Here is a 24108-nt window from a genome sequence, read left to right as displayed (position 1 = left end):
TCTTTTCAGGCCAACCGTATTAGGAGAGTAAAATGGCTTCTGACAATACCGGACAGAATATTGTAATTGTTGCAGCGAAACGCACCGCGATGGGCGGCTTTATGGGTGGCTTAACTGAGGTTGACGCCACTGTGCTGGGCGCTACTGCGATTAAAGCGGCATTAGAGCAGGCTGGTGTCAGCGGCGATAAGGTCAGCGAAGTGATTATGGGCAACGTGCTGCCAGCCGGTTTAGGCCAGGCCCCGGCGCGCCAGGCTACCTTAAAAGCCGGCTTACCGTTAAGCGCCGGCGCAACCACTATTAACAAAGTCTGTGGCTCGGGCTTAAAAGCCGTGATGCTGGCCACTGATTTACTAAAAGCCGGTAGCGCAGACTTGGTGGTTGCCGGTGGCATGGAATCAATGAGCAACGCACCGTACTTGCTGCCTAAAGCGCGCAGTGGTTACCGGATGGGCCATGGCGAGATCAAAGATCACATGATGCTAGACGGTCTGGAGAACGCTTATGACGGTAAAGCCATGGGTTGTTTTGCTCAGGGTACAGCAGACGAAAAAGGCATTACCCGCGAGCAGATGGATGCGTTTGCGGTGCAATCAACTACCCGTGCTCAGCAGGCGATTAGTAGCGGTGCCTTTGAGGCAGAAATTGCCCCGGTAAGCTTTCAAACCCGTAAAGGCGAAGTGACCTTTAAGGTTGATGAGCAGCCAGGCAATGCCAAACTGGATAAAATCCCCAGCTTACGGCCGGCGTTTGCCAAAGACGGTACCATTACCGCGGCCAATTCCAGCTCTATTTCAGATGGCGCAGCAGCGCTGGTGTTAATGCGCGAAAGCGATGCCAAAGCACAGGGTTTAACCCCTCTGGCAAAAGTGGTAGCCCACAGCACTAATTCAATGGAGCCGGAGTTGTTTACCGTTGCTCCGGTTGGCGCGATGCAAAAAGTATTGCAAAAGGCCGGCTGGGATAAAGAACAAGTCGATTTATGGGAAATTAATGAAGCCTTTGCCATGGTAACCATGCTGGCCATAAACGAATTAGGTCTTGATGCAGCCAAAGTTAACGTAAACGGTGGTGCCTGTGCGCTAGGTCACCCGATAGGTGCTTCAGGCGCGCGCATTCTGGTGACCCTTATTCACGCGCTGCGTAACCGCGGCTTGAGTAAAGGTGTGGCCTCGTTATGTATTGGTGGCGGTGAAGCCGTGGCGTTAGCTGTTGAAGTTCTGTAACGGCCATTAGCTCAATAATAAGTGTGAGGTTGGAATCCCGTTGGCGCAGCCACAGAGTGTCTGAGTAAGCGAAAGCGAGCGAGTTGCTGTGGCGAGTACAACGGGAGTTGCAACCGGCAACGTTGAAATGAACGAACGTTGCACTAACAAATCAGCTTTAAATTACAGTGTGCCAGCTTATTACATAATTATATCTATTACCTCGCTGGCCAAACCAAACAACCGGGAGAAGCAATATGACACAACAGGTTAAACATTTTATCGATGGCGAGTTCGTCAGCTCTAACAGCGACAAACTGATCCCCGTCACCAACCCGGCTACCCAGGAAGTGATTGCCCAGGTTCCGTGCGCTACCCAGGAAGAAATGACCCGGGCCGTAGAATCGGCCAAAGCCGCTTTTTTAACCTGGAAAGAAGTACCGGTATCCGAACGCGCCCGCCTAATGATGCGTTTTGCTCACTTATTAAAAGAGCACCAGGGTGAAATTGCCGAGATTATCTGTCAGGAACTGGGTAAAACAGTTGAAGATGCAAAAGGTGATGTCTGGCGTGGTATTGAAGTCGTCGAGCAGGCCGCCAATATCCCGTCATTAATGATGGGTGAAACGGTAGAAAACGTGGCGCGCAGCATCGATACCTACAGCTACATTCAGCCACTGGGCGTGTGTGCCGGTATTACCCCGTTTAACTTCCCGGCGATGATCCCATTGTGGATGTTCCCGATGGCGATTGCCTGCGGTAATACTTTTATTTTAAAACCGTCTGAGCAAGACCCGATGACGGTTAATAAAATTGCCGAATTATTTGTTAAAGCCGGCGCGCCAAAAGGTGTGTTGCAGGTAGTACACGGCGCCAAAGAGCAGGTAGATGCGATATTGCACCATCCGGATATTAAAGCGATATCCTTTGTAGGCTCGGTCAACGTTGGCCAGTACATCTACAAAACGGGTACCGATAATTTAAAACGGGTTCAGGCCTTTGCTGGTGCGAAAAACCATATGGTTATTATGCCTGATGCCAATAAGCAGCAGGTGGTTAATGCCCTGGTGGGTGCGTCAGTCGGTGCTGCCGGTCAGCGTTGTATGGCCATATCAGTTGCGGTATTTGTCGGTGCTGCGGCAGAGTGGATCCCGGATGTGGCTGCGGCCATTGGTAAAGTCCGGCCAGGTGTTTACACCGATCCGAAAGCCGCTTACGGCCCGCAAATTAGCCCGCAAGCCCGTGCCCGCGTTTTATCCTTAATTGAACAGGGTAAAAAAGAAGGCGCAACCTGTGTGCTGGATGGTTCTGACTGCAAAGTGGAAGGTTACCCTGATGGTAACTGGGTAGGCCCAACGGTATTTAGTAATGTTAAAACCGATATGGAAATTTACAAGCAGGAAATCTTTGGCCCGGTATTAACCACTATGCATGTTGATTCACTGGCTGAAGCGCTGAAAGTGGTAAATGACAGCCCCTACGGTAACGGTACCTCAATCTTTACCGCCAGTGGCGCGGCTGCCCGTAAGTATCAGCATGAAGTGGAAGTAGGCCAGGTCGGTATTAACATTCCCATTCCGGTACCTCTGCCGTTTTTCTCATTCACCGGCTGGAAAGGCTCGTTCTACGGCGATCAGCATGCGTACGGTAAGCAGGCAGTGCGTTTCTATACTGAAACCAAAACCATTACCGCCCGCTGGTTTGATGACGATATTCCGGTATCTGGCCCGAATATGTCGATTAACCTGCGTTAATGTACTCAGGCGGGTAGCAGACTTTACTAAGCCGACCGTTGAAGGCCATGGATGCTGACAAATTTGTCAGGAACGAATTTGGACAGCTTAGCTGGCCCGGAGGGTCAATGCCAAGGATGGTATTTACAAACCGAGCCCCAGGGAGGGTTTATGGCGTGTCGGCGTGTAAAGTGTGCTGCTAAGCCCCAGATGGTTTGAATAAAATTAAAAGGTGCACCGACACCACAACCTGTAAAGGTGTATAAATGAATTTCAATTTAACAGAAGACCAACAAGCCTTTGTTGATGTAGCGAAACAATTTGCCGAACAAGAACTGGCGCCCCATGCTGCCCAGTGGGATCGTGATCATCATTTTCCTAAAGACGTGATCCAAAAAGCTGGTGAGCTGGGTTTTTGCTCGCTGTATACCGCTGAAGATGACGGTGGTATGGGCTTATCACGCTTAGACTCGTCTATTATTTTTGAGCAACTGGCCATGGGCTGTACTGCTACCACTGCCATGTTAACTATTCACAATATGGCGACCTGGATGATTGCGACCTGGGGTACCAGCGACGCGAAAGCCGAGTGGGTAGAGCATTTAGTGACCGGTCAGAAACTGGCGTCGTACTGCTTAACCGAGCCTGGCTCAGGTTCTGATGCCGCTGGCTTGCGCACCAGCGCTAAAAAAGACGGTAGCGACTACATTTTAAATGGCTCAAAGATGTTTATCTCCGGCGCTGGTTCTACCGAAGTACTGGTAGTGATGGCCCGTACTGGTGAAGCTGGACCCAAGGGCATTTCTGCCTTTATTGTGCCGGCTGATGCCAAAGGTGTTATTTACGGCAAAGCAGAAGAGAAAATGGGCTGGAATGCCCAGCCAACCCGTTTAATTACCTTTGAAGACGTTCGTATCCCTGCCCATTATCTGTTAGGTAATGAAGGTGAAGGCTTTGGTTTTGCTATGAAAGGCCTGGACGGCGGTCGGATTAATATTGCCACCTGTTCAATTGGTACCGCGCAACAAGCCCTGAATACCGCCCGTAATTACATGCTGGAGCGTCAGCAATTTGGTAAGCCGTTGGCTGCGTTTCAGGCGCTGCAATTTAAGCTGGCCGATATGGCCACCGAGTTAGTCGCAGCAAGGCAGTTGGTGCGTTTAGCGGCGTTTAAACTGGATGAAAAAGACGGCGAAGCTACAGCTTATTGTGCTATGGCCAAACGCTTTGCTACTGATGTAGGTTTTCAGGTCTGTGATCAGGCGCTGCAACTGCATGGTGGTTATGGTTACATCAAAGAGTACCCATTAGAGCGGCATTTCCGCGATGTGCGGGTGCATCAGATTTTAGAAGGCACTAATGAAATTATGCGGCTGATTATTGGCCGGCGTTTACTGGATGAAGCTGCAGGCGATATTCTGTAACCAAGATAATAGATAATGTTCTTGGTTTAGTGAAAAGGTGAACCAGGTTTGTTCACGCCGACACGCCGTAAACCCATCCCTGGGGGCTCGTTTCCGCCCGTCCAGGGCTTCAACGGTCGGCTTAGAACAAACCTTATTCACCTCATTCAAACTCGGAGCATTGTCAATAAAAGGAGACTGCAATGGCTCAACTCAAACTGGAAAAGCGTGGTCATACGGCGCTTATCACCATGGCAAACCCGCCAGCCAACACCTGGACCCAGGCCAGCTTAACCGAGCTGCGTGATACGGTTATAAGCCTGAATAATGATAAAGAGATTTATGCCTTAGTCATTACCGGTGACGGTGACAAATTCTTCTCGGCCGGTGCCGATTTAAAACTGTTTGCCGATGGCGACAAAGCCGTGGCCAGCAATATGGCGCGAATTTTTGGCGAAGCGTTTGAAACGTTGAGCGCCTTTCGGGGCGTGTCAATTGCCGCGATTAATGGCTATGCCATGGGCGGCGGTTTAGAAGTGGCGCTGGCTTGTGATATCCGTATTGCCGAGCAACAAGCGCAAATGGCGCTGCCCGAAGCGAAAGTAGGGTTATTGCCCTGCGCCGGCGGTACCCAGAACCTGGCGTGGCTGGTCGGTGAAGGCTGGGCCAAACGGATGATTTTGTGCGGCGAGCGGCTTAATGCTGAAAAAGCGCTGCAAATTGGCCTGGTGGAAGAGATAGTACCGACCGGCACAGTGTTAGAGTCAGCATTGGTTCTGGCCGATAAAGTTGCCGGGCAAAGCCCGGTGGCAGTCAGCGCCTGTAAAAAACTAATCCAACAAGGTCGCAGCGGCAACATTGCTGCAGCGTTACCGCTGGAGCGCGAGTTATTTGTTGGGTTGTTTGATAGCAAAGATCAGGTCGAAGGGGTGCAGGCCTTTTTGGAGAAGCGTCAGGCTAAATGGATTAACGGGTGAGCAATATGAGTACAGACGTAGTGTTATATCAGGAACTGACGGCTGACAATGGTAAAAAAATTGCGGTTGCCACGCTTAATTCAGAGAAGTCATTAAATGCGCTAAGTTTACCGATGGTGGAGTCGTTGCTGCCAAAGCTACAGGCCTGGAAAAATGACCCGGCTATTGCCATGGTGCTGTTGCAAGGTGCCGGTGATAAAGCGTTTTGCGCCGGTGGTGATATTCGTGATTTATATCAGGCGATGAAAGAAAGCCCCGATTACTATCACCCCTATGTTGAAGAGTTTTTTACCAAAGAATATACCCTGGATTACCTGATCCATACCTTCGATAAACCCTTGCTGGTATGGGGCAACGGTATTGTCATGGGTGGTGGTTTAGGCCTGATGGCGGGTGCATCGCATCGGGTGGTTACCGCAACCAGCCGGATCGCGATGCCTGAAATGGCCATTGGTTTATATCCGGATGTTGGCGCCAGTTGGTTTTTAAACCGGATGCCAGAGGGCTGTGGCATTTTCCTGGGCTTAACCGGCGCGTCTATTAATGCGGCTGATGCCAAGTTTATTCATTTAGCTGATCATTTTATCGAACACGAAAACAAAGCCGCCCTGGTTGATAAACTATTAACGGTGAAGTGGGGCGAGACCATTGCCCTTAATCATCAGAAATTATCCGATGTGCTGCGAAGTGCAGAAGAGCAGTGCCGTACTAAAATGCCATTAAGCCAGATAAGACCGCATCAGAGTGCAATTACGGCGCTTGCTGATATCAACGACCTGGCTGAGGTGATTGCTGCAATTAATGCCATCGAGGGGGATGATAAGTGGCTGGTGAAGGCCAAACAATCACTGGCCTACGGCAGTCCGATCACTGCACATATTGTGTTTAAATTGCTGCAACTGGGCCAAAGTAAAATTCTGGCCGACAGCTTCAGGCTCGAGCTGGGTATTAGTGTGCAATGTGGTCAGCTGGGCGAGTTTCAGGAGGGGGTACGTGCCCTGCTGATTGATAAAGACTTAAAACCAGACTGGAAATATAAGCAGGTTGATGAAGTACCTGCAGAGGTTATTGAGCTGCTGTTCAGCTCACCATGGCCGGATAATGAGCACCCATTAAAAGATCTGGGCTTACTTGATAGTTAATTAACCAGGACAATTGCAAGGAATTTATTATGGCTAAAGTTGCATTTATCGGTTTAGGAAATATGGGTGGCCCTATGGCTACTAACTTATTAAAGGCCGGCCACGATGTTGTCGCTTTTGATTTATCCGCTGCAGCGCTTTCCCAGTTAGAGGCAGAAGGCGCGAAAGTTGCCAGCTCGGCCCGGGACGCAGTAGCCGGCACCGATTATGTTATTTCAATGCTGCCAGCGGGTAAGCATGTCATCGGGTTATATTTGGGTGAGCAGGGTATTGCCAGCGCGATAAGCAAACAGGCTCTGGTTATCGATTGTTCTACCATTGATGCAGAAAGTGCCCGCACAGTGGGCATAGGTTTAGCTGAACACGGCATTGCTTTTATTGATGCGCCGGTATCCGGTGGGGTCGGCGGCGCCAAAGCTGGTACCTTAACCTTTATTGTTGGCGGTGCGGCACAAGATTTTGAGAACGCCAGAACCGTGTTAAGCAATATGGGCAAAAACCTGTTTCATGCCGGGGTAATTGGTGCGGGGCAGGTAGCGAAAATTTGTAATAATATGCTACTAAGCATTTTAATGGCAGGCACCTCAGAAGCCTTGCAGATGGGTATTAATAACGGCCTTGATCCCAAAGTGTTGTCAGACATTATGCTGAAAAGCTCGGGCCGTAACTGGACGCTGGAGCTGTATAACCCATGTCCGGATGTGATGCCGAATGTGCCATCGAGTAATGGTTATCAGGGTGGCTTTATGGTTGATTTAATGGCCAAAGATTTAGGTCTGGCGCTGGAGTCTGCCAAGCAAAGTGGTAGCAGTACGCCTTTGGGTGAGCTGGCGCATAGTTTATATACTAAACATCAGCAGGACGGCAACGGCAAACTGGATTTCTCCAGTATTTTTAAGATGTTGGAGAAGAAATAAATGAAGCTGCAAAACAAAACCATCGTAATTACCGGCGGTGCCCAGGGCTTAGGCCTCGAAATGGCGCGCATGTGTGCCAGCGAAGGTGCCAAACTGGCATTAATTGATATGAATGCCGAGCAGTTAGCGGCGGCTAAAGCTGAGCTATCTGCTAACACCACCGTGCATACTTATAGTGCTAACGTGGCAGATGAAGCCCAGGTAGAAGAAACCTTTGGCCAGATCGATAGTGATTTTAACGGTATCGACGGCCTTATTAACAACGCCGGAATTTTACGTGATGGCCTGCTGCTGAAATATAAAGACGGTGAGCTTGTCAGCAAAATGTCGCTGGCGCAGTTCCAGTCAGTGATTGATGTGAATTTAACCGGTGTGTTCTTGTGTGGCCGCGAGGCCGCAGCTGTTATGGTTAAGCGCGGCACTAAGGGCGTTATTATTAACATGTCGAGTGTGGCCCGTGGCGGCAATATGGGCCAGACCAACTACGCCGCCTCTAAGGCCGGCGTGGTGGCCATGACCGTGACCTGGGCGCGCGAACTTGGCCGTTTTGGTATCCGGGTTGGTGCTATCGCCCCTGGCGTTATCCGCACAGCTATGACTGATGCCATGAAGCCCGAAGCGCGCGACCGCTTAGAGAAAATGAAACCGGTAGGGCGTTTAGGCGAAGCCAGCGAAATTGCCCACACCGCCAAGTACATTTTTGAAAACGACTTTTTCACCGGCCGGGTAGTCGAAATTGACGGCGGCATCAGCATGTAAGCTTCTTACTGTTGTTTTAGTATAAAAAAGACGCTGCGGCGTCTTTTTTGTTTTAATCTGCTATTTGCTCTAACATCAGGCAAGCATATTTTTCTTTAGCTTTTTCGGGTAGCCTTGCTAGCTGATTATCATTTGATTTTACATAGATAAGACTTTCCCCTCGAGATATTCTCGAAATTGATTTGGGGTTGTCGCACGCAACATAACTAGCCTTTGAAAACCGGCTTTTCTGTAACTGAGGAATACTGTAAGCAATAACTAAAGTTGCAACAAACCAGGCCACCAGAAACATACTAGCATGCTTGCAGACAATATTTTTGCTTTGTCTTAATCCCATGTATTGAATAAAGCTAAGGGCCCATATAACAGAAGACAATAATAGAAAACTGATCCCCGAGTCATAGGCTATTACTTCTGCTCGCTGCTGCAACGCGTATTCAACCCGGTATATGTCATATCCTAAGTAACTGATGGCTAAGCAGGCCAGCAAGTTCAAGCCAATAAACGCTAATTGGACTGTTTTAGGTGACATTAAAACCCTCTAATGCCGGTACAAGGACCAAATAAGCAGGGTATAAACTGCGGGTTGCGGTCAAGGAAGTTAAGATTGCGATTGAGCTCATATTTAGCAGCTTCAATATCATTTTTAATTTCTTCAAGCGTGTGACCAAGCCTACTATAGGCTCGGATTAGGGCTTGTGTAGCGCCAAAATGTTCATCAATTTTGTCTAAAGCGAAACCAACTAGTATCCCAACTGCTATAGCTGCAATTATAGGTGCGGCGGCAGTGGTACCAATGATTGCTGCACCTCCAACAGCTATACCGGCTGCTAGACCTGCAATGCTGCTTAGGCCTATTTTAATCAAATCACCGGTAATAGTGCCTAAGAGCTCTGATAGCAAGGCGGTGTCACGAATTATGTAGTCAAAAATTTCAATGCCGACGCACAAAACAGCTGTTAATACAAAGCCACCTTTCGCAGATTTAACAATGGCCTTTGGTCCTACAGCCATTCTCACTACCGTTGGGTTATCAGTCAAATAGCGAGTGCCCTTAAAAATCTTTCTATCTCCTGGCCGGCCTTTGAATACAACGTATTGCTTATCTGCATACTGTTTTATCTTGACTTGACCAGAAGTAATACCACCAACCTCATATATTAGTCTGGCAGCCCACGCAGCATCCTTTGCTGGTGCAATATATGGAGCAATTGTCTTCAAAGTTTTTTTATATTCAAGATATTCTTTTTCAAGCTCCTCAACCGGTAAAACGTGAATGATATGCTCATTTTGCTGTAACTCGTTTATAAGCTCTTGTTTTCTATTGATTCTTAATCTTCCTTAATGTTCGCACTTGGTGTTCAGGCTGCTTTTCTCAGCCCAATATTGGGCTTTCACGGGGTCTATATCGCCAACAACTCCTCGGCAATAAAAATAACTAGCAATGGCTGCGGCTCTGGCATGGCCACTTTGGGCTGCAGCCAAGTACCATTTAAGAGCCGCGTTTTGATCGAGAGTAGTAAGCTGTCCTTTGTCATAAAGAGCAGCAACACTGAATTGAGCATCGGTGTCGCCTGCTTGAGCCTTCATTAGCAAATATTCAAAGTACTCTGCTGGTTGATATTCGGTTAGCGTGCCATCTGGCTCGTTTACAAAAAAGATGGTTTCATCTGACAAGGTAGAATGCTGCTCTGATTTTCTAAACCAATCCATCGCAATGTATTGATTTTGATCAACACCGTCTCCTGCCTCATAAGCGACACCAAGTTCCCACATTGCCAGATCATGCCCAAGGCTCGCCGCTTTTTTAAAATGCGCCAGCATGTTTGCCCTGTCCCGTTGCTGTTCATCGGACATTTTATTAATAAGACCGAGGTAGTAGTGGGCATTTGAGTTTTCAGTTTCTGCTAATTCGGCATAATATTTTTTGGCAGCTATAAGGTCTCCAGTGTAAAAAGCATGCTCGGCTTTGGCTACCAAATCCTCTGAATGAGTTAGAAACGAGGCGAAGAAAACGATTAATGTGAATATCGGTTTCAGGAGGAGCCATACGGTAGATTCGTGTATACGCATGCGTTAAAGCCTACTGATGAAGATTGCTAAAATTTATATTATTTGTATATTTTTTGCAAACTAATTAGTTCTGAAAGGCAAAGTAATTGACTTTTTTAAAGAAAACTATTGCTAATGTACCTTCATGGCTGGCAGCATAGCGTTGTATTTTATTTAAAAAAATCATAGAGCAGTATCGTGATGACAAAGAAATTGAATAACGGTTTTACCTTAATAGAACTGATCATAGTGATTGTCATTCTGGGCATATTAGCGGTGGTGTCAGCCCCTCGCTTTATTAATTTGGGGGCAGATAGCAATGAGGCTGTATTGGAAGGGTTAAGCGCTGCCATGCTTGATGCGGCAAACCTGGTGTATGCTAAAGCCATTATTCAGAACGTGCAGGCTGATGCCACGGCAAATGTTGACTTAGATGGTGATGGCAGCGATGACATTGCTACTGTGTTTGGTTATCCGAGTGGAAACAGAACCACAGGCATTGCCAATGCACTGGAGCTGGGTAGTGACTGGGCTTATTCTGATATTTTCCCCGGCGCAGCACTGCATGTTACCCGCGCTTCTCTGGTCGGCTTTAGCGGCGTTACTAACAATAACATTCCCATCACTCAAACCCGTTGTTATCTCACTTATCGCCCATCCGTTAGCGCCGGCCGTGCGCCGACGATAACCTACACCAAAAGCGGCTGTTAAAAATTTACAGCAAGTACCATAATCCTAAAATTACTAAATAATGTGCATGGGTCCCTTACTTATAAATTTTGTGATAGTTTAATTTTTGATAATTAAATACAAACAGGTAACAATCATGAAGAGCCGCTTACTGCTTACCACCTTTTTACTAAGCTCGGCCATGCTTCTCCCAACCCTTGCCATTGCTGATGACAAAGCCGCACTTACCGCCTTACTCAGTGAGTTTTTAGATGGCGCTACCCGCAACGATGCGGCTATACATAATAAATACTGGGCCGATGAGCTGATATATACCAGCTCCAACGGCACCCGTTTTGGTAAAGCTGAATTAATGCAAGGGGTGAACAGCCGTGGCAGCTTACAGCCCGAGCAAATAGATACCGTTTATAGCAGTGAAGATGTGCGTATTTTGCAATACGGCGACACGGCTGTGGTGGCGTTTATCCTGGTAGGCACGTCAGACACGGAAACCCTGCGCTTTCTAAACAGCGGTACTTTTATTCGCAAAAACGGCCAGTGGCAGGCAGTAAACTGGCAGGCAACAAAGAAGGCTGAGTAATGCTTCTACATAACAGGGTATCCGGTAAAAATCACTTGTTAAAGCCGTTATTACAGAAGGCATAACCATGCGTAACGTCACTAAAATACACTTCAGTACTATCATTAACGCCCCGGTTGAACTGGTATGGCAGCGCATGTTTGATGATGCCGGTTTTCGCAACTGAGCTAAAGCCCTGCAAGAACTGAAAACACTTTGCGAGCAGGCATGAACTTGATAACAAACTGCAGGTCATATTGAGCGGTAACAAGCTCTGGCGGTTGGCAGGCGGACTTAATGTTATTTGTTACGGACGATTATATAAACAGGGGATGTCATGAATAAAATAAAACAGTTTTGGCGCAACAACCGCGGTTTTGTGTTGTTTATCGGCTTAATGCTGGTATTTAGAAGTGCGGTGGCTGACTGGAACGATGTGCCCTCTGGCTCAATGCAGCCAACTATTGAAATTGGTGATCGGATATTGGTCAACAAAATGGCCTATGACTTGCGGTTGCCGTTTACCACCCAATCTATTGTAAAGCTGGCCGATCCCAAGCGCGGGGATATTGTGATATTTGCCTCCGCAGCTGCTGATAACCGCCTGGTGAAAAGAGTCGTTGGCATGCCGGGCGATGTGGTCTCGATGCAGCATAATGTGCTGAGTATTAATGGCAAGCGGGTAGATTATACCGAATCGGATCAAGCATTGGAAACAGAAGCCGGCAACGAATTGCTGTTAACCGAGCAGTTAGGTGGTATTGCTCATGCCGTTAAGTTAGCCCCGGTATCAAGTGGGTTGGCCAACTTCGCGCCGGTGAAGGTACCAAAGGGCCACTATCTGGTGCTGGGTGATAACCGTGATAACAGCGCCGACTCGCGGGTCATTGGCTTTGTACCCCGGCATGAAATTGTTGGCCGGGCCGGAAAAGTGTTGTTTTCGCTGGATTATGAGAATTACTATATGCCCCGTAGTGAGCGATTTTTGGCAAAATTATAGTGTGATAAATAAGATGCTGGCAGTATGTATGTTAGTATCGTTGCGTTAAAAGAGAGGCCTGATATTTTAATAATATCAGGTCTCTCTGGTTTAGATGTTTTAAAACGCGGCGACCACAAAAAGGCCGGTAGCATTATGTTAGTTATAAGACACGATACTTTTAGCCGTGATCAAGGCATCGTCAAACATGCTGGTATTCAAATCACCCGAGACACTGACAAAATCGCCTTTTATTATTTGCTGTACACCTATGTTATCAAGCGGATTGTAACCCATATCGAGCGTATCGATAGTTAATTTCCGTTTACCAGTGTCGATGGTAAAGTTACGGTCCGAAACTGAAGTGACCGTACCTGCCACTTGCAGGTCATAATCTGCAGGTACTGAAAAATAAGTATAGGTAACCGGCATTAGCTCTTCATCTGCAGAAGATGGCGCCGAAATCATCGTGTTTGAATCTTTAATATAAACACTACCAGCTTCTATTCTTTTCGATTGATAGAAGCCATCATCAACAGCATCATATACTGTTACTTTATCTCCTTCATTGATGCCCCAGCCATCGCCGAGTGAATCCCAGTCGTCGGTCTCCACCAGAATCGTGCCTTCGCCATAATCCAGAGTAAATTGGCTTGGTGTATGCGCTATTACCTGACCATTTAATGCAACCCAGCTGCCATCGGTTTTATTTTTGATGTTATCGGCGTGCGCGGGCATCGCAAAAACTGCCGCAATAGCCAGAGCACATGCTGTTTTAACAGTACTAATCTTGTTGGGTAAAATATTCATTTTCACACCTCCATAGATCGATTTACGAACCTTTAAAAATAAGCGAGGGTTATTGAATTGCAGCCAAGGTTCTGGAGAAATGCATTGCATTGATAATAAATATAACCATCGCTTGGCATAAAGACGAAGCAAGTTATTTGCCAGTCTGTTAATTTTTATGAGTTCAATAATTTAACGAATTTAAGCCAGCGGGTAGATAATTTTTGTCGACCGAGTCTGAAGCAGTTACATTTGAAATATGAAATAAATTCAATGACGATTATGTATGAACTTATAGCTGGAACATTATGTTGTACCCTTCGGACTGACAAAACTGATAAAAAAGACAGATATATAAAGATAATGATTGCAAGGATATTCCGGATAGCTCGCGCATGAAAAATCAGGACTAAATGACTACTGTACTGGCAAACGTTATGCGCGCCAGTAGTCAGCCTGGCAAAGAAGTGCAGATCAATAGTGCTGAGGACAGTTAGCCCATGCGTGGCAAGTGGCGATGCGCTGCGATAGCGTTAGTAAACGCAGGGGCGATACCAGCGGCGTTAGTGCAGTCGGTTAACAGCACGCCTTTATTGTCATCCTTAATGGCGGTTTAGTCGCCAGCTCTTCAGACACGTTCAGTAACGACGACAACATCCGCTCACGAATCGCAGCAACTTCGACTTTACTCAGTTCAAAACGAAAAGCCGCGATGATATGGGTTTGCTCAAGCTGGGTCTGGCTATTAAAAACAACCTGGCTTGAGCATAGTGCTCAGCAAACTTTTCTGGCTTGCCCCGTACTTTGTCAGCCTGGCATCCCGGGCGGTATTTTTTGAACCGCGCTCACCCGCTCCGGGATCCGCTCATGATCAAAATGGGTAATTTTCTCACGCAGAATAAAGTCTTCCAATAATGAAGGTCCGCGTAAGCCTACTTTAAGGGTGTTTTGATTGTCACTAAGCCGCACGCCCTGATTAGTGGTTAACGGCTGTTCACTGGCAACCGCCCGGCCCAGCTCCAGAGAGGTGACGGTTGCATTACTCCTCAGCGGAGCCGCATCTCCGATTTTCTCATTAACAGCTTGCTCCGTGTCTGGCGATGATAGATTTTCCTGTGATGACTGTTCAGCAGTTTCACTGTCGGGCGTTTTTGCTATCGTCATATCAATACTCCGTTGTAATAAAGTGTCCGGACAAGCAAGTGTCAGAATTACTGGTTATGGAAGAGTGTGGTGGGACAGGGTAGCGATGTCTGTGCGCTAACGTACGATCGGCTATCACTTCTGAGTAAAAAATATCAAATAAGGTGTTAAATAAATTGTTACTGTTATGTTGGCTGGCGTACAGAGAAAGGCTATTTGCTGCGCTAATCTGAGGCTTCACCCTGTGCAGGAGTCAACCGGTTTGGCCGTTGAATCTTGCCGCAGAGCATGGACGGAACTTTTAGCAGGAGGGACTTTAAATGATGGATAAAACTATGCAGACGAGCGGCACAGTGACCGTCGCTGGGAACGTGCCAGCCCATGTCATGTTGTTAAGTGCAGACAGTATTACCGGTGATGAAGTTTGTAATATGCAGGACGAAAAACTCGGCAAAATCCAGAACATTATGCTTGATACCACAGAGGGTAAGATCCGTTACGCTGTGTTATCTGCAGGTGGCTTTCTGGGGATGGGCGATCGTCTGTTTGCAGTGCCTTGGAAGGCGCTAAAACTGGATGCGAAAAACAAACGCTTTTTATTGAACGCCGATGCCGAGCGAATCAAAAACGCCCCCGGTTTTGATAAAGATAACTGGCCAAATATGGCTGACGCCAGCTGGAACTCGAGCGTCGAATCATACTACGCCACGTAATGATTACCTGACAAAGAGATGTTATTACACGTGTTCTACCGCTCATAATGAGCACATTTTTTACTATTATGGAGGCCTATCATGGCTAATCAAAACGATCAAAGTGGCCGTCCTGCAATGGACGAAGAAAAGCATCATAGTGGTGCGAACAAAGATCAGAAAAATCAACAAAAGCCTGACCAGCAAAAACCGGGAAGCGGTCCTGGCCAGAACAAGAAACCTGGACAGTAGTCAGTTTAAAAACTTGTAATTACACGACCCGGTAGCGATGCCGGGTTTTTTTATTGATTACTGCTCTGTGATCGTTAACTATTTGCTTTGGGCCGGCGGGTGCGAACTACCAGTTGCGGATACTGCTCACATAGCAGCGTCACATAATGTTTAAATTTTTCCTGAATGGATTTCTCTAGCACACTGGCTTTTAATAACTTTATCGCTTGCTTGCAATAACGTAGGTATTTTGTCGGCAAGTTTTCGCATTTGCTGGCCGTTTGCAGAATATTCATCGCCAGTATGGTATTGGTCGGCATCAGTTCAAACGTTTCACAAAATAAGCTGACCGCCTGAACAAAAAAACCATTTTCGTATGCATCGCCAGCTTCACCACTAATTTGTTTAATGGTTGCTTTTAGCTCCTCATGCCGGATTTTTTCCATCTTCAGCATAATTTTCTGCGTTTCGGTCAGGTAATCATCGTTAATTAAATAACTGGCCAGTTTGTCGATGTAAAACTGGCTGCCATGAATATCGCCTAATTCAAAATAGGCTTTGGCCGCATCCATACAGCTGTCGATGGTCATTTTCTCTGCTTTATCGGCTACGCCGTTATCAAGCAGTGGCTGCCTTGCTTCAATAAGTAAGCCTTTTGCTGCCAGAATACGACTGCGCACGACATTAACTGCTTTGTTCCAGCCGTTATCTATCGAGCGTTTTGCCACGCTATCGACCAGCTGACTGGCATTTTGCAAAATAATTGTGCGCTCCAATGGGTTTTTGCTGTAGGCGACATCAATTAAGCTTCGGGCATGATTCAGATAATTTTCGGGGCTTTCGTCAACGGAATAGCGAGCCGTGGCGACCAGTTTGCCATTAATCCGGGCGGCGGCTTCTTTATCACCAATAATGACATTCAGGTTGCTAAGTGTGCGTTGCCGATTAATGTTTTGTGGTGATAACAACACCGCCTGATATAAGGTTTGCTGCGCACTGTCGTAGCGTCCATATTTCACCATCAGATGCGACAACCAATCCAGCGCTTCCACCTTAGTAATGTCAAATTGAGTTAAATCGGCTAACTGCAGTTCAGTATCATCCCAGCGTTCCTGATAAAACGCAGCAATGGCTAAGCCAAGTCTGGCCCAGGGTAACGTTTTCTGGGAGAGTACGTTCTTGTAAAATTTTTCAGCCTGCTGATACTCGCCAGCTTTAAGTAGTAGTTCGCCTTTTATCCGCATTGCCTGAAAAGCAAATTCGGCTTTGTTTCTGGCCACGATGTCGCATTCTTTAATGGCGTCACTGAAATTATGTTCGAACAAACTTAAATGCACTTTTCTTAAGGCAATTTTCTGTTTTACTGCCCGAATAATTCGCTCGTTTAAAATGGGAAAGGTAAAGGGTTTTAAAATATAGTCGTCTGGTTGCAGTTCTATAACGCCGTGCACCATCTGGCGCTGGTTCTCGGCACTGATAATAATAAAACAGCATAATGGCGGCATCAGTGCTTGCTGTTTGAGGATCTCGAACAATTGATAACCGTCTTTACCTTCACCAAGATTGAAGTCGCAAAGAATGAAATCAAACGGGATATTCTGGCAGCGACTTATTGCATCGTTGGCGTCACGGCTTAAGTGAATCGATTCAAAACCTATCGTTTGCAGCATGGCTTTAACTGATGCACGCACCGGGGCGCTGTCTTCAACAACAAGAACCTGTTTACAACGAAAAAAACTGGCATCCATGGCAGTACCCAAAGGCGATAAGCGCTATCGAAAAGGCCTAATAAACTATGCCTGATAGTAGCTTTTTTTTAACCTGTAGGTAAAGTAATGAATGCGTAGCGGTTTAACATACGATTACCATTTTTATTGGTTGAAAATTAATCTATAACAGATCCCGCAGCGTAGTTGGTGTTCTGACAATGAAAAAATAGTAATAATAATTAAATTTGGAGCCTTGCCATGCATTTTCATCGTGTTGCTCATTTGAACCGGCAGGAAGTACGGATCGATCAATTAACGATCCATTCCCTTGAAATGGGTATTTATTTGGTTGAAGTAGATTTCGACAGCCGCAAAGGTTTTATTGTTGATGGCGACAACCGACCGCAACAATTTCACAGTGTGGAAGAAGTGAAGCTGGCGTTTGACGAGTGTGTGGTAAGAGAGGCATTTTTGGTTCATCAGTCAGCTTATGATGAAATGTGCGGAGGGCCGGAGAAAGTAGACAACACTCTTAGTGTGGCTGTCCACTTTAACCGGACTACTGCTTAGCATCTGGTGTTTACTTAATTTGCTTGCAAATCAGCGCTGCTCAGTCGGTAGCAGATGTTGCCATAATTGCTGCCACATCTGCTTATTCCGTTTTTTTAGTTGTGCTGCGTTATCAGCCAGGTGTGGCAAAATATCGTCTTTATTGGTCAGCAGTAAGTCGATAGACAGACATAAGCTTTCCGCCGTCAGATCCTGTACACAATAATCTGCCATACCAAAATCGCTCATCATGGCATGGTACTTATGGCTCCAGCTGGTAGCAATGCAGGGGACGCCCTGACTTAATGCATTGACCGCGCCATGAAAGCGCGAGCTGATCACCAGATCTGCGCCACCAATAAAGGCTTTTACGGCGAGCGGGTCTTCAATCTGGACCAGAGCACAAGGCGATAGCTTGGCAATTTCAGCGCAAAGCTCAGCATCTTCACGCCCCTCATGATTAACCATTACCACCTGATAACCTAACACTGTAAGTTTATCTGCCGCAGCGGCAAAAGCGCTGACGTAGCCAGATCGCATCGCTTCTGCATCAGCATGGTTATACTTTGACACGACCTTAGAGTTCGGAATGAGCGCAACGTAAGGCTTGCTGACCTCAGGTAACTCATAATTAGCTTGCGGGGTTAACCCCACGGTAAAATCCGGTGTCAGGATCACATTATCAGGTAGCGGGTTTACGCAACTTTGTAAGTGAGCCAGTGACACCGGGTCGCGGACAAAAATGAGTCTGGCATGCTGAATAATGTCCCGCATCGCTGCCTTGCTGTGTTCACTGGCAAAGGGACCAAATGCTTGTGGCATAAAAACAAAAGGTTTGCCGGCATGATGAAAACGTTTTACTTCTTTGGCGGTGTTTTGCAAAAACTGCAGTGGCCACTGATCGCCATAGGCAAAGCCGCTGGCTTCCAGCACGATATCAATGTCCCGTTCGGTGACCATGCCATAGCGTTTAAATAGCCGTTGCAGGGCGGCGGGGAATTTTGCTATCACACCGGTTAAATCCAGACCTTTACGTCGAAAAGCCAGTTTTTGCCAGGCTCCCAGCCGGGCCCGCTCAGGATAAGGTAAGTTTGGTCCGGGAGAGAGCACTAACTGATAATCTGGCAGGCTTTTTAAACCGTCAAGACAGGCCAGTAACATCAGATAGGCGCCTTTATTGCGAAACTGAACACCTTTAATTTCAACCAGCAGCGGCTTGTTCATATAAAACCCTTTTAACGTTGACCAGCATGCCGTGCGGTTATTAGCTGCCAAAGCTGTGCACGGGTACTAGCGAAGAAGAATAAGAAAAAAAACGAGGCAAACGCATAGGAGATCAAGGTAGCCCAGGCGGCTCCTACAATTCCCATGGTTGGGATCAACCACAGGTTAAGCCCGATATTTAGCAGGGCACCCATGCTATGGCTTGCCAGCGATAAGGGTTCCTGTTCGGTAATAATTAAATGCTGGCTAATCAGGTAGCGCACAAAAATAAAGCATCCGGCCCAGATATGGATCCGCAGTACTTCAATAGCCGCGGTAAAGCCCTCACCGAACAACATTGTGATTAACCAGGGTGCGGCCAGTGTCATAGCCAGTGCAATACAAAATGCTGCACTGAAGAACAGCAAACCAAACCGGCGTAATTTTAAATAATAAACCGTTAAACCATGGTGATAGCTTTTTAACATGTCTGGATAATAGCGGGTGGCTAATGTTGCCGGAAAGACATACCAAAGCTCTGACAAGCGGCTGGCTGCTGCGTAGATCCCGGCCTGTTCGCTGCCCGCCATCGCGCCGAGCATTACAATGTCAATTTTAAGATAAACCACCGCTACAATACCCGATACCCAAAGCCAGCTGGAGCGCTTTAATAACGGTTTTATTTGCTCTGCGTTAAACCAGCGTGGGTGATATGCAGGCCAGGGCGCTTCACCGGGTATAAAAGGTTGTTGTTTGTAGCGGTATAACAAATATTGTCCGAGGCCTACCAACATAAACTCGATGCCGGTGATTAGGATCAGACTGGCAATGCCAAAGCCGCTGTAAAGCAACGCCAGTTTTGCGACAAAGCTAACAAGTGTAATAACGGTTTTAGTATAAGCAGTGCTTCGAAATGTACCTTGATAGTTAAGGTAAAACTCAAATAACAATAAACCAAAAAAACTTTGCAGTAAAAATAATACTGGTATTGCAATACCCTTATTGCCGCTAAGCATATCCGGATACAGTAAATAAAAGCCCAGTAGCATCAGGCTGCCACCAAGTAAGCCCAGCGCTAAACGCACGGTTACCGCACTGTATAGCAGGGTCATTGCTTGCTGACTGGTTTGCTGCTGGACGATGCGCCGCACCACATTATTGTTGAGCCCCATGCTGGTTAAGGGGACCAAAAAAGTGCTCCACGCCATCACAATAGAGAAAATACCTAGCTCACTGGCACCCAGCACTCGGGCGACAAAAATGGTTAATACCGCTGCAGCGACTAATTTAACCAGACGGTCTCCCAACATCGCTGTTGCTCTGGCAACTAAGATTTTTTTTAGCATAGTACGCTCATATAAAACGATTAGTGAAAATCAAGACTAGCGCCGATTGGCTAAGTTGTGGCGAATGGCTGAAATAATGCGCCAGATATTTTGCATCAGGCCGATATACAAGGCAAACACCAGGAAAAACAGGGCTAACATTACCGGTTCGGGTACCAGCAAGTATTCACCAATAATACCGATGCAGGCAAACACCGAGGCCAGTGCCGAGATCAGAATTAATGATTCGCGGGAATTAAGGCCAAGCCGCAACGAGATATGATGCAGATGCTCACGGTCAGCTAAAAATGGCGACTGACCTTTTAACATGCGGCGTAGCATTATTGCCACCATATCCATTAAGGGTATCGCAATTAACCACAGGGCAGTGACTGGCCGGAAGCTGGCGGTTTCGCTTTGGGTGCTGATCAGCAACAACCAAATCACCGACAACCCTATGAGCATACTGCCGGCATCGCCCATAAATATTTTTTTTTGTTTAACCCAGCCCAGGTTAAATGCCAGATAAGGGAGTAAGGCGGCAATAAATACCAGAGGCAATACGGCCTGGCTGGCCTGGCCCCACAGCAACATAAATACCGCTACGCTGCTAAAACTAATCATGCTTAATAAGCCAGCTAAACCGTCTATGCCGTCGGTCATGTTAAAGGCATTAATTGCCGCAATCACTGCAATTAATGTCACAGGAATACCCAGTATGCCTAACTCGACTGTACCAAAGCCAAACAGATTACCTAAATTACTAATATGCAGCTCCAGGCTGTATATCATTGCCAGGCCAACGGCAAGTTGCACGACAAGACGTAATTTAACACTTAAATCTAAAGCATCATCAAATGCACCAAGGATGACAATGACTGCTGAACACGCCAGATAGTAGCCGAGCATAGGGTCTTCTGACAGCTGACTGCTTAACACCAGCATTAGCGTAATATAGATTGCCAGACCACCAATCAACGGCACTGCGCCAGTATGCTGCTTACGGCCATGTGGGATATCCAGCAACCCCACTTTCGCCGCCAGCGGTCTTAAGAAAATGATTGCCAGTAGACTGGTTATCATCGCCAGGATTAAAATTAACGTTAAGTCAGCTATCGGCATTTATGTTCCGCATTGACGTTATTCAGCCTGTCGTCAGCTGAAATCGGTTTATAATCTGGGTTAAGTGTATACAAAACTGGTTTGTTTAAGCTAATTAGCTATAAACTAAGTATTTTTAATGGCCTTGTGCCTATTGTAGTCAGGAATAGTGGCTTTTGGACAGTAAAACGTTACGTAGCGAACCCAGCGTATTAATTATTACCAACATGGGCCCGAAACCGTCAGCGCCATTTCAGGGCCAGTTTGTAACAGCGCAAGTTACCGGCCTGGACGCAATTAATCCTGGCTATCATTTTATGCGCTGGCATGCTGACTCAAGGCTGAACCGGTTACTGAAATATCCGGTATTTTTACTTGATTTTATCTGGCGGTTCATTCTTAGCAGACGCACCTACTCGGTGGTCCATGTGCATTTTTTCTATCCAACGATTTGGCTGGCGCTGTTATACCGGTTGTTTCGCAACCCCAAGGCAAAAATTATCGTGACCTGCCATGGCAGCGATATTTATAAATATCAGTCCCCAGGATTCTGGTATCGTTGGTGTGCTGATAAAGTGCAGCATTGGATTTTTACCAGTGAGGCGCTGAAAAACCGCTTTAGCTTACCGTGTTCGCCCAGTACTGTGCTATCAGCAGGCATCGCAGACAGTTTTGCCAGAGAAACACCGCTCGAACTGGCCAGCAAAACTATTGACTTACTGTATGTTGGCAGCCTTGATTTTAACAAAGGTATTGATCGTTTAATCGGGTTATTACCGGCATTAACCACTAAAAAGATTGTTATAGCCGGAGCTGGCCCCTGGTTGTCTAAACTACAGCAGGCTGCTGCGCCATTTCCTAACGTCAGCATACTGGGGCCGCAAACGGCGAGCGAACTGGCGGGTTTATACCGGAAAGCCCGCTGTTTTATCAGCGTGTCGCGGCATGAGTCATTTGGACTGGTTATGGCAGAAGCGATGGCTTGCCATACCCCGGTAGTTGCCACGTATACTGACGGTGCTGCGGCTCAGATCCAACAGGGCGTAAATGGTTATCTGGTCGCACAGCATAGCGAAAGCAATAGCAACAGCCAAACTGAGCAACAGGTACTGGCCGGTTTATTGGCTGCACTGGAGCAGCTGTGGCAATTACCTGCTGCGGGTTATCAACACATGCAGCTCGAGGCCAGAGCCTGGGCAGAGCAGTGCTTGGTCAGTGATGTGGTATCAAAACTAATTTGTCTTTATCCCAAAGTGTGAGCTATGCCAGATATGATGCAAACAGCAAGGCAACAAGCGATGCCAGAGCAGGTGAAAATTGGTGTTATCGAGGTGGCGGCCTTTAACGATATGACAGTGCTGCTAGAGTATATTGTGCCCGCCAGCGGGGCTGTTTTTGCAGGTTCTGCCATTGCGGTAAATCCGGAAAAGGTGCTAACTGCCAGTGATAACACCTCACTTCGTGACGTGATTGAGGCGGCAGATATACGCTATGCCGATGGTATTGGCGTAGTGAAAGCCATGCGCCGACGCCTGAAACGTCATGTCGCGCGGATACCAGGCTGTGAATTATGGCAAGCGCTGATGGTTCGTGCGGCGCAGTATCAGGTGCCGGTATTTATTATTGGCGCTAAACCACAGGTTTTAGCCCAGACCCATGACAAACTTATTGCCGGGGGCACCTTAGTGGTGGGGGCGGTTGATGGTTATTTTAAAGATGAAGCTGCCCTTATTGCCCAGATTAAACAATGCGATCCGCGGATCATTACTGTTGCTATGGGCTCGCCAAGGCAAGAACTGCTGATCCAGCGGCTGCAGCAGGCACATCCTGATTGTTTTTATATGGGAGTGGGTGGTACCTATGATGTTTATACCGGCAATGTAAAACGGGCGCCGGCACTGTGGTGTAAACTGAATCTGGAATGGGCTTATCGGTTGGTATTGCAACCAAGTAGAATAGGCCGGCAACTCGGCTTAATGCGTTATCTGTGGTGGTATTGGACAGGCAAGGTGTAACAGGATGACAAAAATGAGCGCTAAACAAGACTGGCCGTTAATTAGTGTCTATATGCCGACGTATAACCGGGCGAAAATGGCTATTCGGGCCATTGATTCGGTGCTGGCACAAGATTATCCCAACTTTGAACTACTGGTAGTCGATGATGCTTCTAAAGATGACACCTGGGTTACGCTGACCAATAAATATGGCAATGACGACAGAGTGCGCTTTTTTCTGCAAAAAGAGGGCAAGGGAGCCTGTGCCGCCCGTAACCTGGCTATTTTAAACGCTATGGGTGAGTTTGTTACCGGTATTGACGATGACGACGAGTTTTTACCTCATCGCCTTAGCAGCTTGTATCAGGCGTATGATGCCCAGTACAGCTGTGTAAGTTCCGGTTATATCTGGGATTATGGTAGTGTGCAGAAAACCTTATTTGCCAAAGATGAGGTGGTGACGCTGCGCAGTTTGCTTGATTTACATACCTTATCGAATCAGGCGCTGGTAGCAAGAGACAGAATGCTGCAATTGCAAGGGTTTGATGAAAGCCTGGCCGCGTTTCAGGATTATGATATGTGGGTCAGAGTGGTTGCACAGTATGGACCGGCGCGGCGCATCAGCGATGCCAGTTATAAAGTGAATGTGGGCCATGAACTTGGCCGGATCACGAATTCACCAAAACGGTTAGATGCCCATAAGCAGTTTGTTGCCAAACACCGCGCTCTGATGAGTGAACGCAATTTACAAAACCAGATGTTTTACCGGCTGATGATGGAAAAACAACCCCTGAGTTTACTGGAGTTGCTGCGCCAGTGCCGCTTCGGTTTGCCAAAATTAAAGTGGAGATATTATCTTAAGCAAAAAATGGCCCGTCTCAGCAGTTTGCGTATTCGGTTGTTTAGTAAGGGGCTTGCCGGGTTATTCAGAAAGTAATGCTGCAACTGCACTTACC

At 47.1% G+C, this 24108-nt stretch carries 25 protein-coding genes and 1 pseudogene; 16 read left to right on the top strand and 10 right to left on the bottom strand.

Annotated features, from left to right (window positions below; translation table 11 throughout):
* Window positions 1-32 precede the first annotated feature (32 nt).
* From ABY802_RS02335 to ABY802_RS02305, 7 genes are all read left to right on the top strand, one after another.
* Window positions 33-1226 carry an acetyl-CoA C-acyltransferase gene (locus ABY802_RS02335; protein ID WP_372625396.1) on the top strand — a complete coding sequence of 398 codons (1194 nt, stop codon included), beginning with the start codon at window positions 33-35 and terminating at the stop codon, window positions 1224-1226.
* A 236-nt stretch (window positions 1227-1462) separates the two neighbouring features.
* Complete coding sequence (locus tag ABY802_RS02330; protein WP_372625395.1) at window positions 1463-2959, top strand: CoA-acylating methylmalonate-semialdehyde dehydrogenase; 1497 nt, start codon at window positions 1463-1465, stop codon at window positions 2957-2959.
* Between the two features lie 245 nt (window positions 2960-3204).
* Window positions 3205-4362 carry an acyl-CoA dehydrogenase family protein gene (locus ABY802_RS02325; RefSeq protein WP_372625394.1) on the top strand — a complete coding sequence of 386 codons (1158 nt, stop codon included), beginning with the start codon at window positions 3205-3207 and terminating at the stop codon, window positions 4360-4362.
* Between the two features lie 182 nt (window positions 4363-4544).
* Complete coding sequence (locus tag ABY802_RS02320) at window positions 4545-5318, top strand: enoyl-CoA hydratase (protein WP_372625393.1); 774 nt, start codon at window positions 4545-4547, stop codon at window positions 5316-5318.
* 5 nt (window positions 5319-5323) lie between these two features.
* Window positions 5324-6460 (top strand): enoyl-CoA hydratase/isomerase family protein, encoded by a 1137-nt coding sequence (locus tag ABY802_RS02315; RefSeq protein WP_372625392.1) that lies wholly within the window; start codon window positions 5324-5326, stop codon window positions 6458-6460.
* Window positions 6461-6489: 29 nt separating this feature from the next.
* On the top strand, window positions 6490-7377 hold the full coding sequence (gene mmsB / locus ABY802_RS02310; RefSeq protein ID WP_372625391.1) for a 3-hydroxyisobutyrate dehydrogenase: 888 nt from the start codon (window positions 6490-6492) through the stop codon (window positions 7375-7377).
* On the top strand, window positions 7378-8136 hold the full coding sequence (locus ABY802_RS02305; RefSeq protein WP_372625390.1) for an SDR family oxidoreductase: 759 nt from the start codon (window positions 7378-7380) through the stop codon (window positions 8134-8136).
* Window positions 8137-8188: 52 nt separating this feature from the next.
* Here the strand turns inward: ABY802_RS02305 and ABY802_RS02300 are convergent, their stop codons facing one another.
* The 3 genes from ABY802_RS02300 to ABY802_RS02290 form a co-directional block, all read right to left on the bottom strand.
* Entirely contained in the window at window positions 8189-8668 is a 480-nt protein-coding gene (locus ABY802_RS02300; protein WP_372625389.1) for a hypothetical protein, read from the bottom strand.
* Window positions 8668-9357, bottom strand: coding sequence for a hypothetical protein (locus tag ABY802_RS02295; RefSeq protein ID WP_372625388.1), 690 nt, complete (start codon window positions 9355-9357; stop codon window positions 8668-8670). The genes ABY802_RS02300 and ABY802_RS02295 overlap by 1 nt, the downstream gene beginning before the upstream one ends.
* A 120-nt stretch (window positions 9358-9477) precedes the next feature.
* Window positions 9478-10209 carry a tetratricopeptide repeat protein gene (locus ABY802_RS02290; protein WP_372625387.1) on the bottom strand — a complete coding sequence of 244 codons (732 nt, stop codon included), beginning with the start codon at window positions 10207-10209 and terminating at the stop codon, window positions 9478-9480.
* Between the two features lie 180 nt (window positions 10210-10389).
* On the opposite strand from ABY802_RS02290, the gene ABY802_RS02285 reads away from it, so the two are divergent.
* From ABY802_RS02285 to lepB, 3 genes are all read left to right on the top strand, one after another.
* Complete coding sequence (locus ABY802_RS02285) at window positions 10390-10899, top strand: prepilin-type N-terminal cleavage/methylation domain-containing protein (RefSeq protein ID WP_372625386.1); 510 nt, start codon at window positions 10390-10392, stop codon at window positions 10897-10899.
* A gap of 115 nt (window positions 10900-11014) precedes the next feature.
* Window positions 11015-11458, top strand: a complete 444-nt coding sequence (locus tag ABY802_RS02280) for a nuclear transport factor 2 family protein (protein ID WP_372625385.1) — start codon at window positions 11015-11017, stop codon at window positions 11456-11458.
* A gap of 316 nt (window positions 11459-11774) precedes the next feature.
* Complete coding sequence (lepB, locus tag ABY802_RS02275) at window positions 11775-12437, top strand: signal peptidase I (RefSeq protein ID WP_372625384.1); 663 nt, start codon at window positions 11775-11777, stop codon at window positions 12435-12437.
* A gap of 138 nt (window positions 12438-12575) precedes the next feature.
* Here the strand turns inward: lepB and ABY802_RS02270 are convergent, their stop codons facing one another.
* The 3 genes and pseudogenes from ABY802_RS02270 to ABY802_RS02260 all read right to left on the bottom strand — a co-directional run bounded on the left by ABY802_RS02270 (window position 12576) and on the right by ABY802_RS02260 (window position 14369).
* A complete protein-coding gene (locus ABY802_RS02270) occupies window positions 12576-13232 on the bottom strand; it encodes a hypothetical protein (protein ID WP_372625383.1) in 657 nt (218 codons plus the stop codon).
* 549 nt (window positions 13233-13781) lie between these two features.
* Window positions 13782-13946: pseudogene (locus tag ABY802_RS02265) on the bottom strand (catalase-related domain-containing protein); the annotation flags it as partial.
* 66 nt (window positions 13947-14012) lie between these two features.
* Window positions 14013-14369, bottom strand: a complete 357-nt coding sequence (locus tag ABY802_RS02260; RefSeq protein WP_372625382.1) for a catalase — start codon at window positions 14367-14369, stop codon at window positions 14013-14015.
* A gap of 299 nt (window positions 14370-14668) precedes the next feature.
* Here ABY802_RS02260 and ABY802_RS02255 point away from each other — a divergent pair, with 299 nt between their 5' ends.
* Together ABY802_RS02255 and ABY802_RS02250 are read left to right on the top strand one after the other, a co-directional pair.
* Window positions 14669-15061: a PRC-barrel domain-containing protein gene (locus ABY802_RS02255; RefSeq protein WP_372625381.1), complete on the top strand. Its 393-nt coding sequence runs from the start codon at window positions 14669-14671 to the stop codon at window positions 15059-15061.
* Between the two features lie 81 nt (window positions 15062-15142).
* Window positions 15143-15292 (top strand): hypothetical protein, encoded by a 150-nt coding sequence (locus tag ABY802_RS02250; protein WP_372625380.1) that lies wholly within the window; start codon window positions 15143-15145, stop codon window positions 15290-15292.
* A gap of 74 nt (window positions 15293-15366) precedes the next feature.
* Here the strand turns inward: ABY802_RS02250 and ABY802_RS02245 are convergent, their stop codons facing one another.
* On the bottom strand, window positions 15367-17019 hold the full coding sequence (locus tag ABY802_RS02245; protein ID WP_372625379.1) for a response regulator: 1653 nt from the start codon (window positions 17017-17019) through the stop codon (window positions 15367-15369).
* Window positions 17020-17238: 219 nt separating this feature from the next.
* Here ABY802_RS02245 and ABY802_RS02240 point away from each other — a divergent pair, with 219 nt between their 5' ends.
* Window positions 17239-17550 (top strand): DUF6482 family protein, encoded by a 312-nt coding sequence (locus ABY802_RS02240; protein WP_372625378.1) that lies wholly within the window; start codon window positions 17239-17241, stop codon window positions 17548-17550.
* Between the two features lie 30 nt (window positions 17551-17580).
* On the opposite strand, the gene ABY802_RS02235 is transcribed toward ABY802_RS02240, so the two are convergent.
* The 3 genes from ABY802_RS02235 to wecA are packed head-to-tail and all read right to left on the bottom strand — an operon-like array spanning window position 17581 to window position 21179.
* Entirely contained in the window at window positions 17581-18753 is a 1173-nt protein-coding gene (locus tag ABY802_RS02235) for a polysaccharide pyruvyl transferase family protein (RefSeq protein WP_372625377.1), read from the bottom strand.
* Between the two features lie 11 nt (window positions 18754-18764).
* Complete coding sequence (locus tag ABY802_RS02230) at window positions 18765-20078, bottom strand: flippase (protein WP_372625376.1); 1314 nt, start codon at window positions 20076-20078, stop codon at window positions 18765-18767.
* Between the two features lie 36 nt (window positions 20079-20114).
* Complete coding sequence (gene wecA, locus ABY802_RS02225) at window positions 20115-21179, bottom strand: UDP-N-acetylglucosamine--undecaprenyl-phosphate N-acetylglucosaminephosphotransferase (RefSeq protein ID WP_372625375.1); 1065 nt, start codon at window positions 21177-21179, stop codon at window positions 20115-20117.
* 155 nt (window positions 21180-21334) lie between these two features.
* Here wecA and ABY802_RS02220 point away from each other — a divergent pair, with 155 nt between their 5' ends.
* The 3 genes from ABY802_RS02220 to ABY802_RS02210 are packed head-to-tail and all read left to right on the top strand — an operon-like array spanning window position 21335 to window position 24089.
* Complete coding sequence (locus tag ABY802_RS02220; RefSeq protein WP_372625374.1) at window positions 21335-22417, top strand: glycosyltransferase family 4 protein; 1083 nt, start codon at window positions 21335-21337, stop codon at window positions 22415-22417.
* Between the two features lie 3 nt (window positions 22418-22420).
* Window positions 22421-23173, top strand: coding sequence for a WecB/TagA/CpsF family glycosyltransferase (locus ABY802_RS02215; RefSeq protein WP_372625373.1), 753 nt, complete (start codon window positions 22421-22423; stop codon window positions 23171-23173).
* Window positions 23174-23186: 13 nt separating this feature from the next.
* Window positions 23187-24089, top strand: coding sequence for a glycosyltransferase (locus ABY802_RS02210; RefSeq protein WP_372625372.1), 903 nt, complete (start codon window positions 23187-23189; stop codon window positions 24087-24089).
* The last annotated feature ends 19 nt before the right edge of the window (window positions 24090-24108 follow it).

This window comes from Arsukibacterium sp. (assembly GCF_041616895.1).
Taxonomy (GTDB): Bacteria; Pseudomonadota; Gammaproteobacteria; order Enterobacterales; family Alteromonadaceae; genus Alishewanella.
Note: the sequence above shows the minus strand (reverse complement) of the source record. Positions and strands in the feature narration are given on the sequence as shown.

What these genes read in the sequence shown, in the direction of transcription:
- ABY802_RS02335 (WP_372625396.1), top strand. Translation starts at nt 33, where the DNA reads ATGGCTTCTGACAATACCGGACAGAATATTGTAATTGTTGCAGCGAAA.
- ABY802_RS02330 (WP_372625395.1), top strand. Translation starts at nt 1,463, where the DNA reads ATGACACAACAGGTTAAACATTTTATCGATGGCGAGTTCGTCAGCTCT.
- ABY802_RS02325 (WP_372625394.1), top strand. Translation starts at nt 3,205, where the DNA reads ATGAATTTCAATTTAACAGAAGACCAACAAGCCTTTGTTGATGTAGCG.
- ABY802_RS02320 (WP_372625393.1), top strand. Translation starts at nt 4,545, where the DNA reads ATGGCTCAACTCAAACTGGAAAAGCGTGGTCATACGGCGCTTATCACC.
- ABY802_RS02315 (WP_372625392.1), top strand. Translation starts at nt 5,324, where the DNA reads ATGAGTACAGACGTAGTGTTATATCAGGAACTGACGGCTGACAATGGT.
- mmsB (WP_372625391.1), top strand. Translation starts at nt 6,490, where the DNA reads ATGGCTAAAGTTGCATTTATCGGTTTAGGAAATATGGGTGGCCCTATG.
- ABY802_RS02305 (WP_372625390.1), top strand. Translation starts at nt 7,378, where the DNA reads ATGAAGCTGCAAAACAAAACCATCGTAATTACCGGCGGTGCCCAGGGC.
- ABY802_RS02300 (WP_372625389.1), bottom strand. Translation starts at nt 8,668, where the DNA reads ATGTCACCTAAAACAGTCCAATTAGCGTTTATTGGCTTGAACTTGCTG.
- ABY802_RS02290 (WP_372625387.1), bottom strand. Translation starts at nt 10,209, where the DNA reads ATGCGTATACACGAATCTACCGTATGGCTCCTCCTGAAACCGATATTC.
- ABY802_RS02285 (WP_372625386.1), top strand. Translation starts at nt 10,390, where the DNA reads ATGACAAAGAAATTGAATAACGGTTTTACCTTAATAGAACTGATCATA.
- ABY802_RS02280 (WP_372625385.1), top strand. Translation starts at nt 11,015, where the DNA reads ATGAAGAGCCGCTTACTGCTTACCACCTTTTTACTAAGCTCGGCCATG.
- lepB (WP_372625384.1), top strand. Translation starts at nt 11,775, where the DNA reads ATGAATAAAATAAAACAGTTTTGGCGCAACAACCGCGGTTTTGTGTTG.
- ABY802_RS02260 (WP_372625382.1), bottom strand. Translation starts at nt 14,369, where the DNA reads ATGACGATAGCAAAAACGCCCGACAGTGAAACTGCTGAACAGTCATCA.
- ABY802_RS02255 (WP_372625381.1), top strand. Translation starts at nt 14,669, where the DNA reads ATGATGGATAAAACTATGCAGACGAGCGGCACAGTGACCGTCGCTGGG.
- ABY802_RS02250 (WP_372625380.1), top strand. Translation starts at nt 15,143, where the DNA reads ATGGCTAATCAAAACGATCAAAGTGGCCGTCCTGCAATGGACGAAGAA.
- ABY802_RS02245 (WP_372625379.1), bottom strand. Translation starts at nt 17,019, where the DNA reads ATGGATGCCAGTTTTTTTCGTTGTAAACAGGTTCTTGTTGTTGAAGAC.
- ABY802_RS02240 (WP_372625378.1), top strand. Translation starts at nt 17,239, where the DNA reads ATGCATTTTCATCGTGTTGCTCATTTGAACCGGCAGGAAGTACGGATC.
- ABY802_RS02235 (WP_372625377.1), bottom strand. Translation starts at nt 18,753, where the DNA reads ATGAACAAGCCGCTGCTGGTTGAAATTAAAGGTGTTCAGTTTCGCAAT.
- ABY802_RS02230 (WP_372625376.1), bottom strand. Translation starts at nt 20,078, where the DNA reads ATGCTAAAAAAAATCTTAGTTGCCAGAGCAACAGCGATGTTGGGAGAC.
- wecA (WP_372625375.1), bottom strand. Translation starts at nt 21,179, where the DNA reads ATGCCGATAGCTGACTTAACGTTAATTTTAATCCTGGCGATGATAACC.
- ABY802_RS02215 (WP_372625373.1), top strand. Translation starts at nt 22,421, where the DNA reads ATGCCAGATATGATGCAAACAGCAAGGCAACAAGCGATGCCAGAGCAG.
- ABY802_RS02210 (WP_372625372.1), top strand. Translation starts at nt 23,187, where the DNA reads ATGAGCGCTAAACAAGACTGGCCGTTAATTAGTGTCTATATGCCGACG.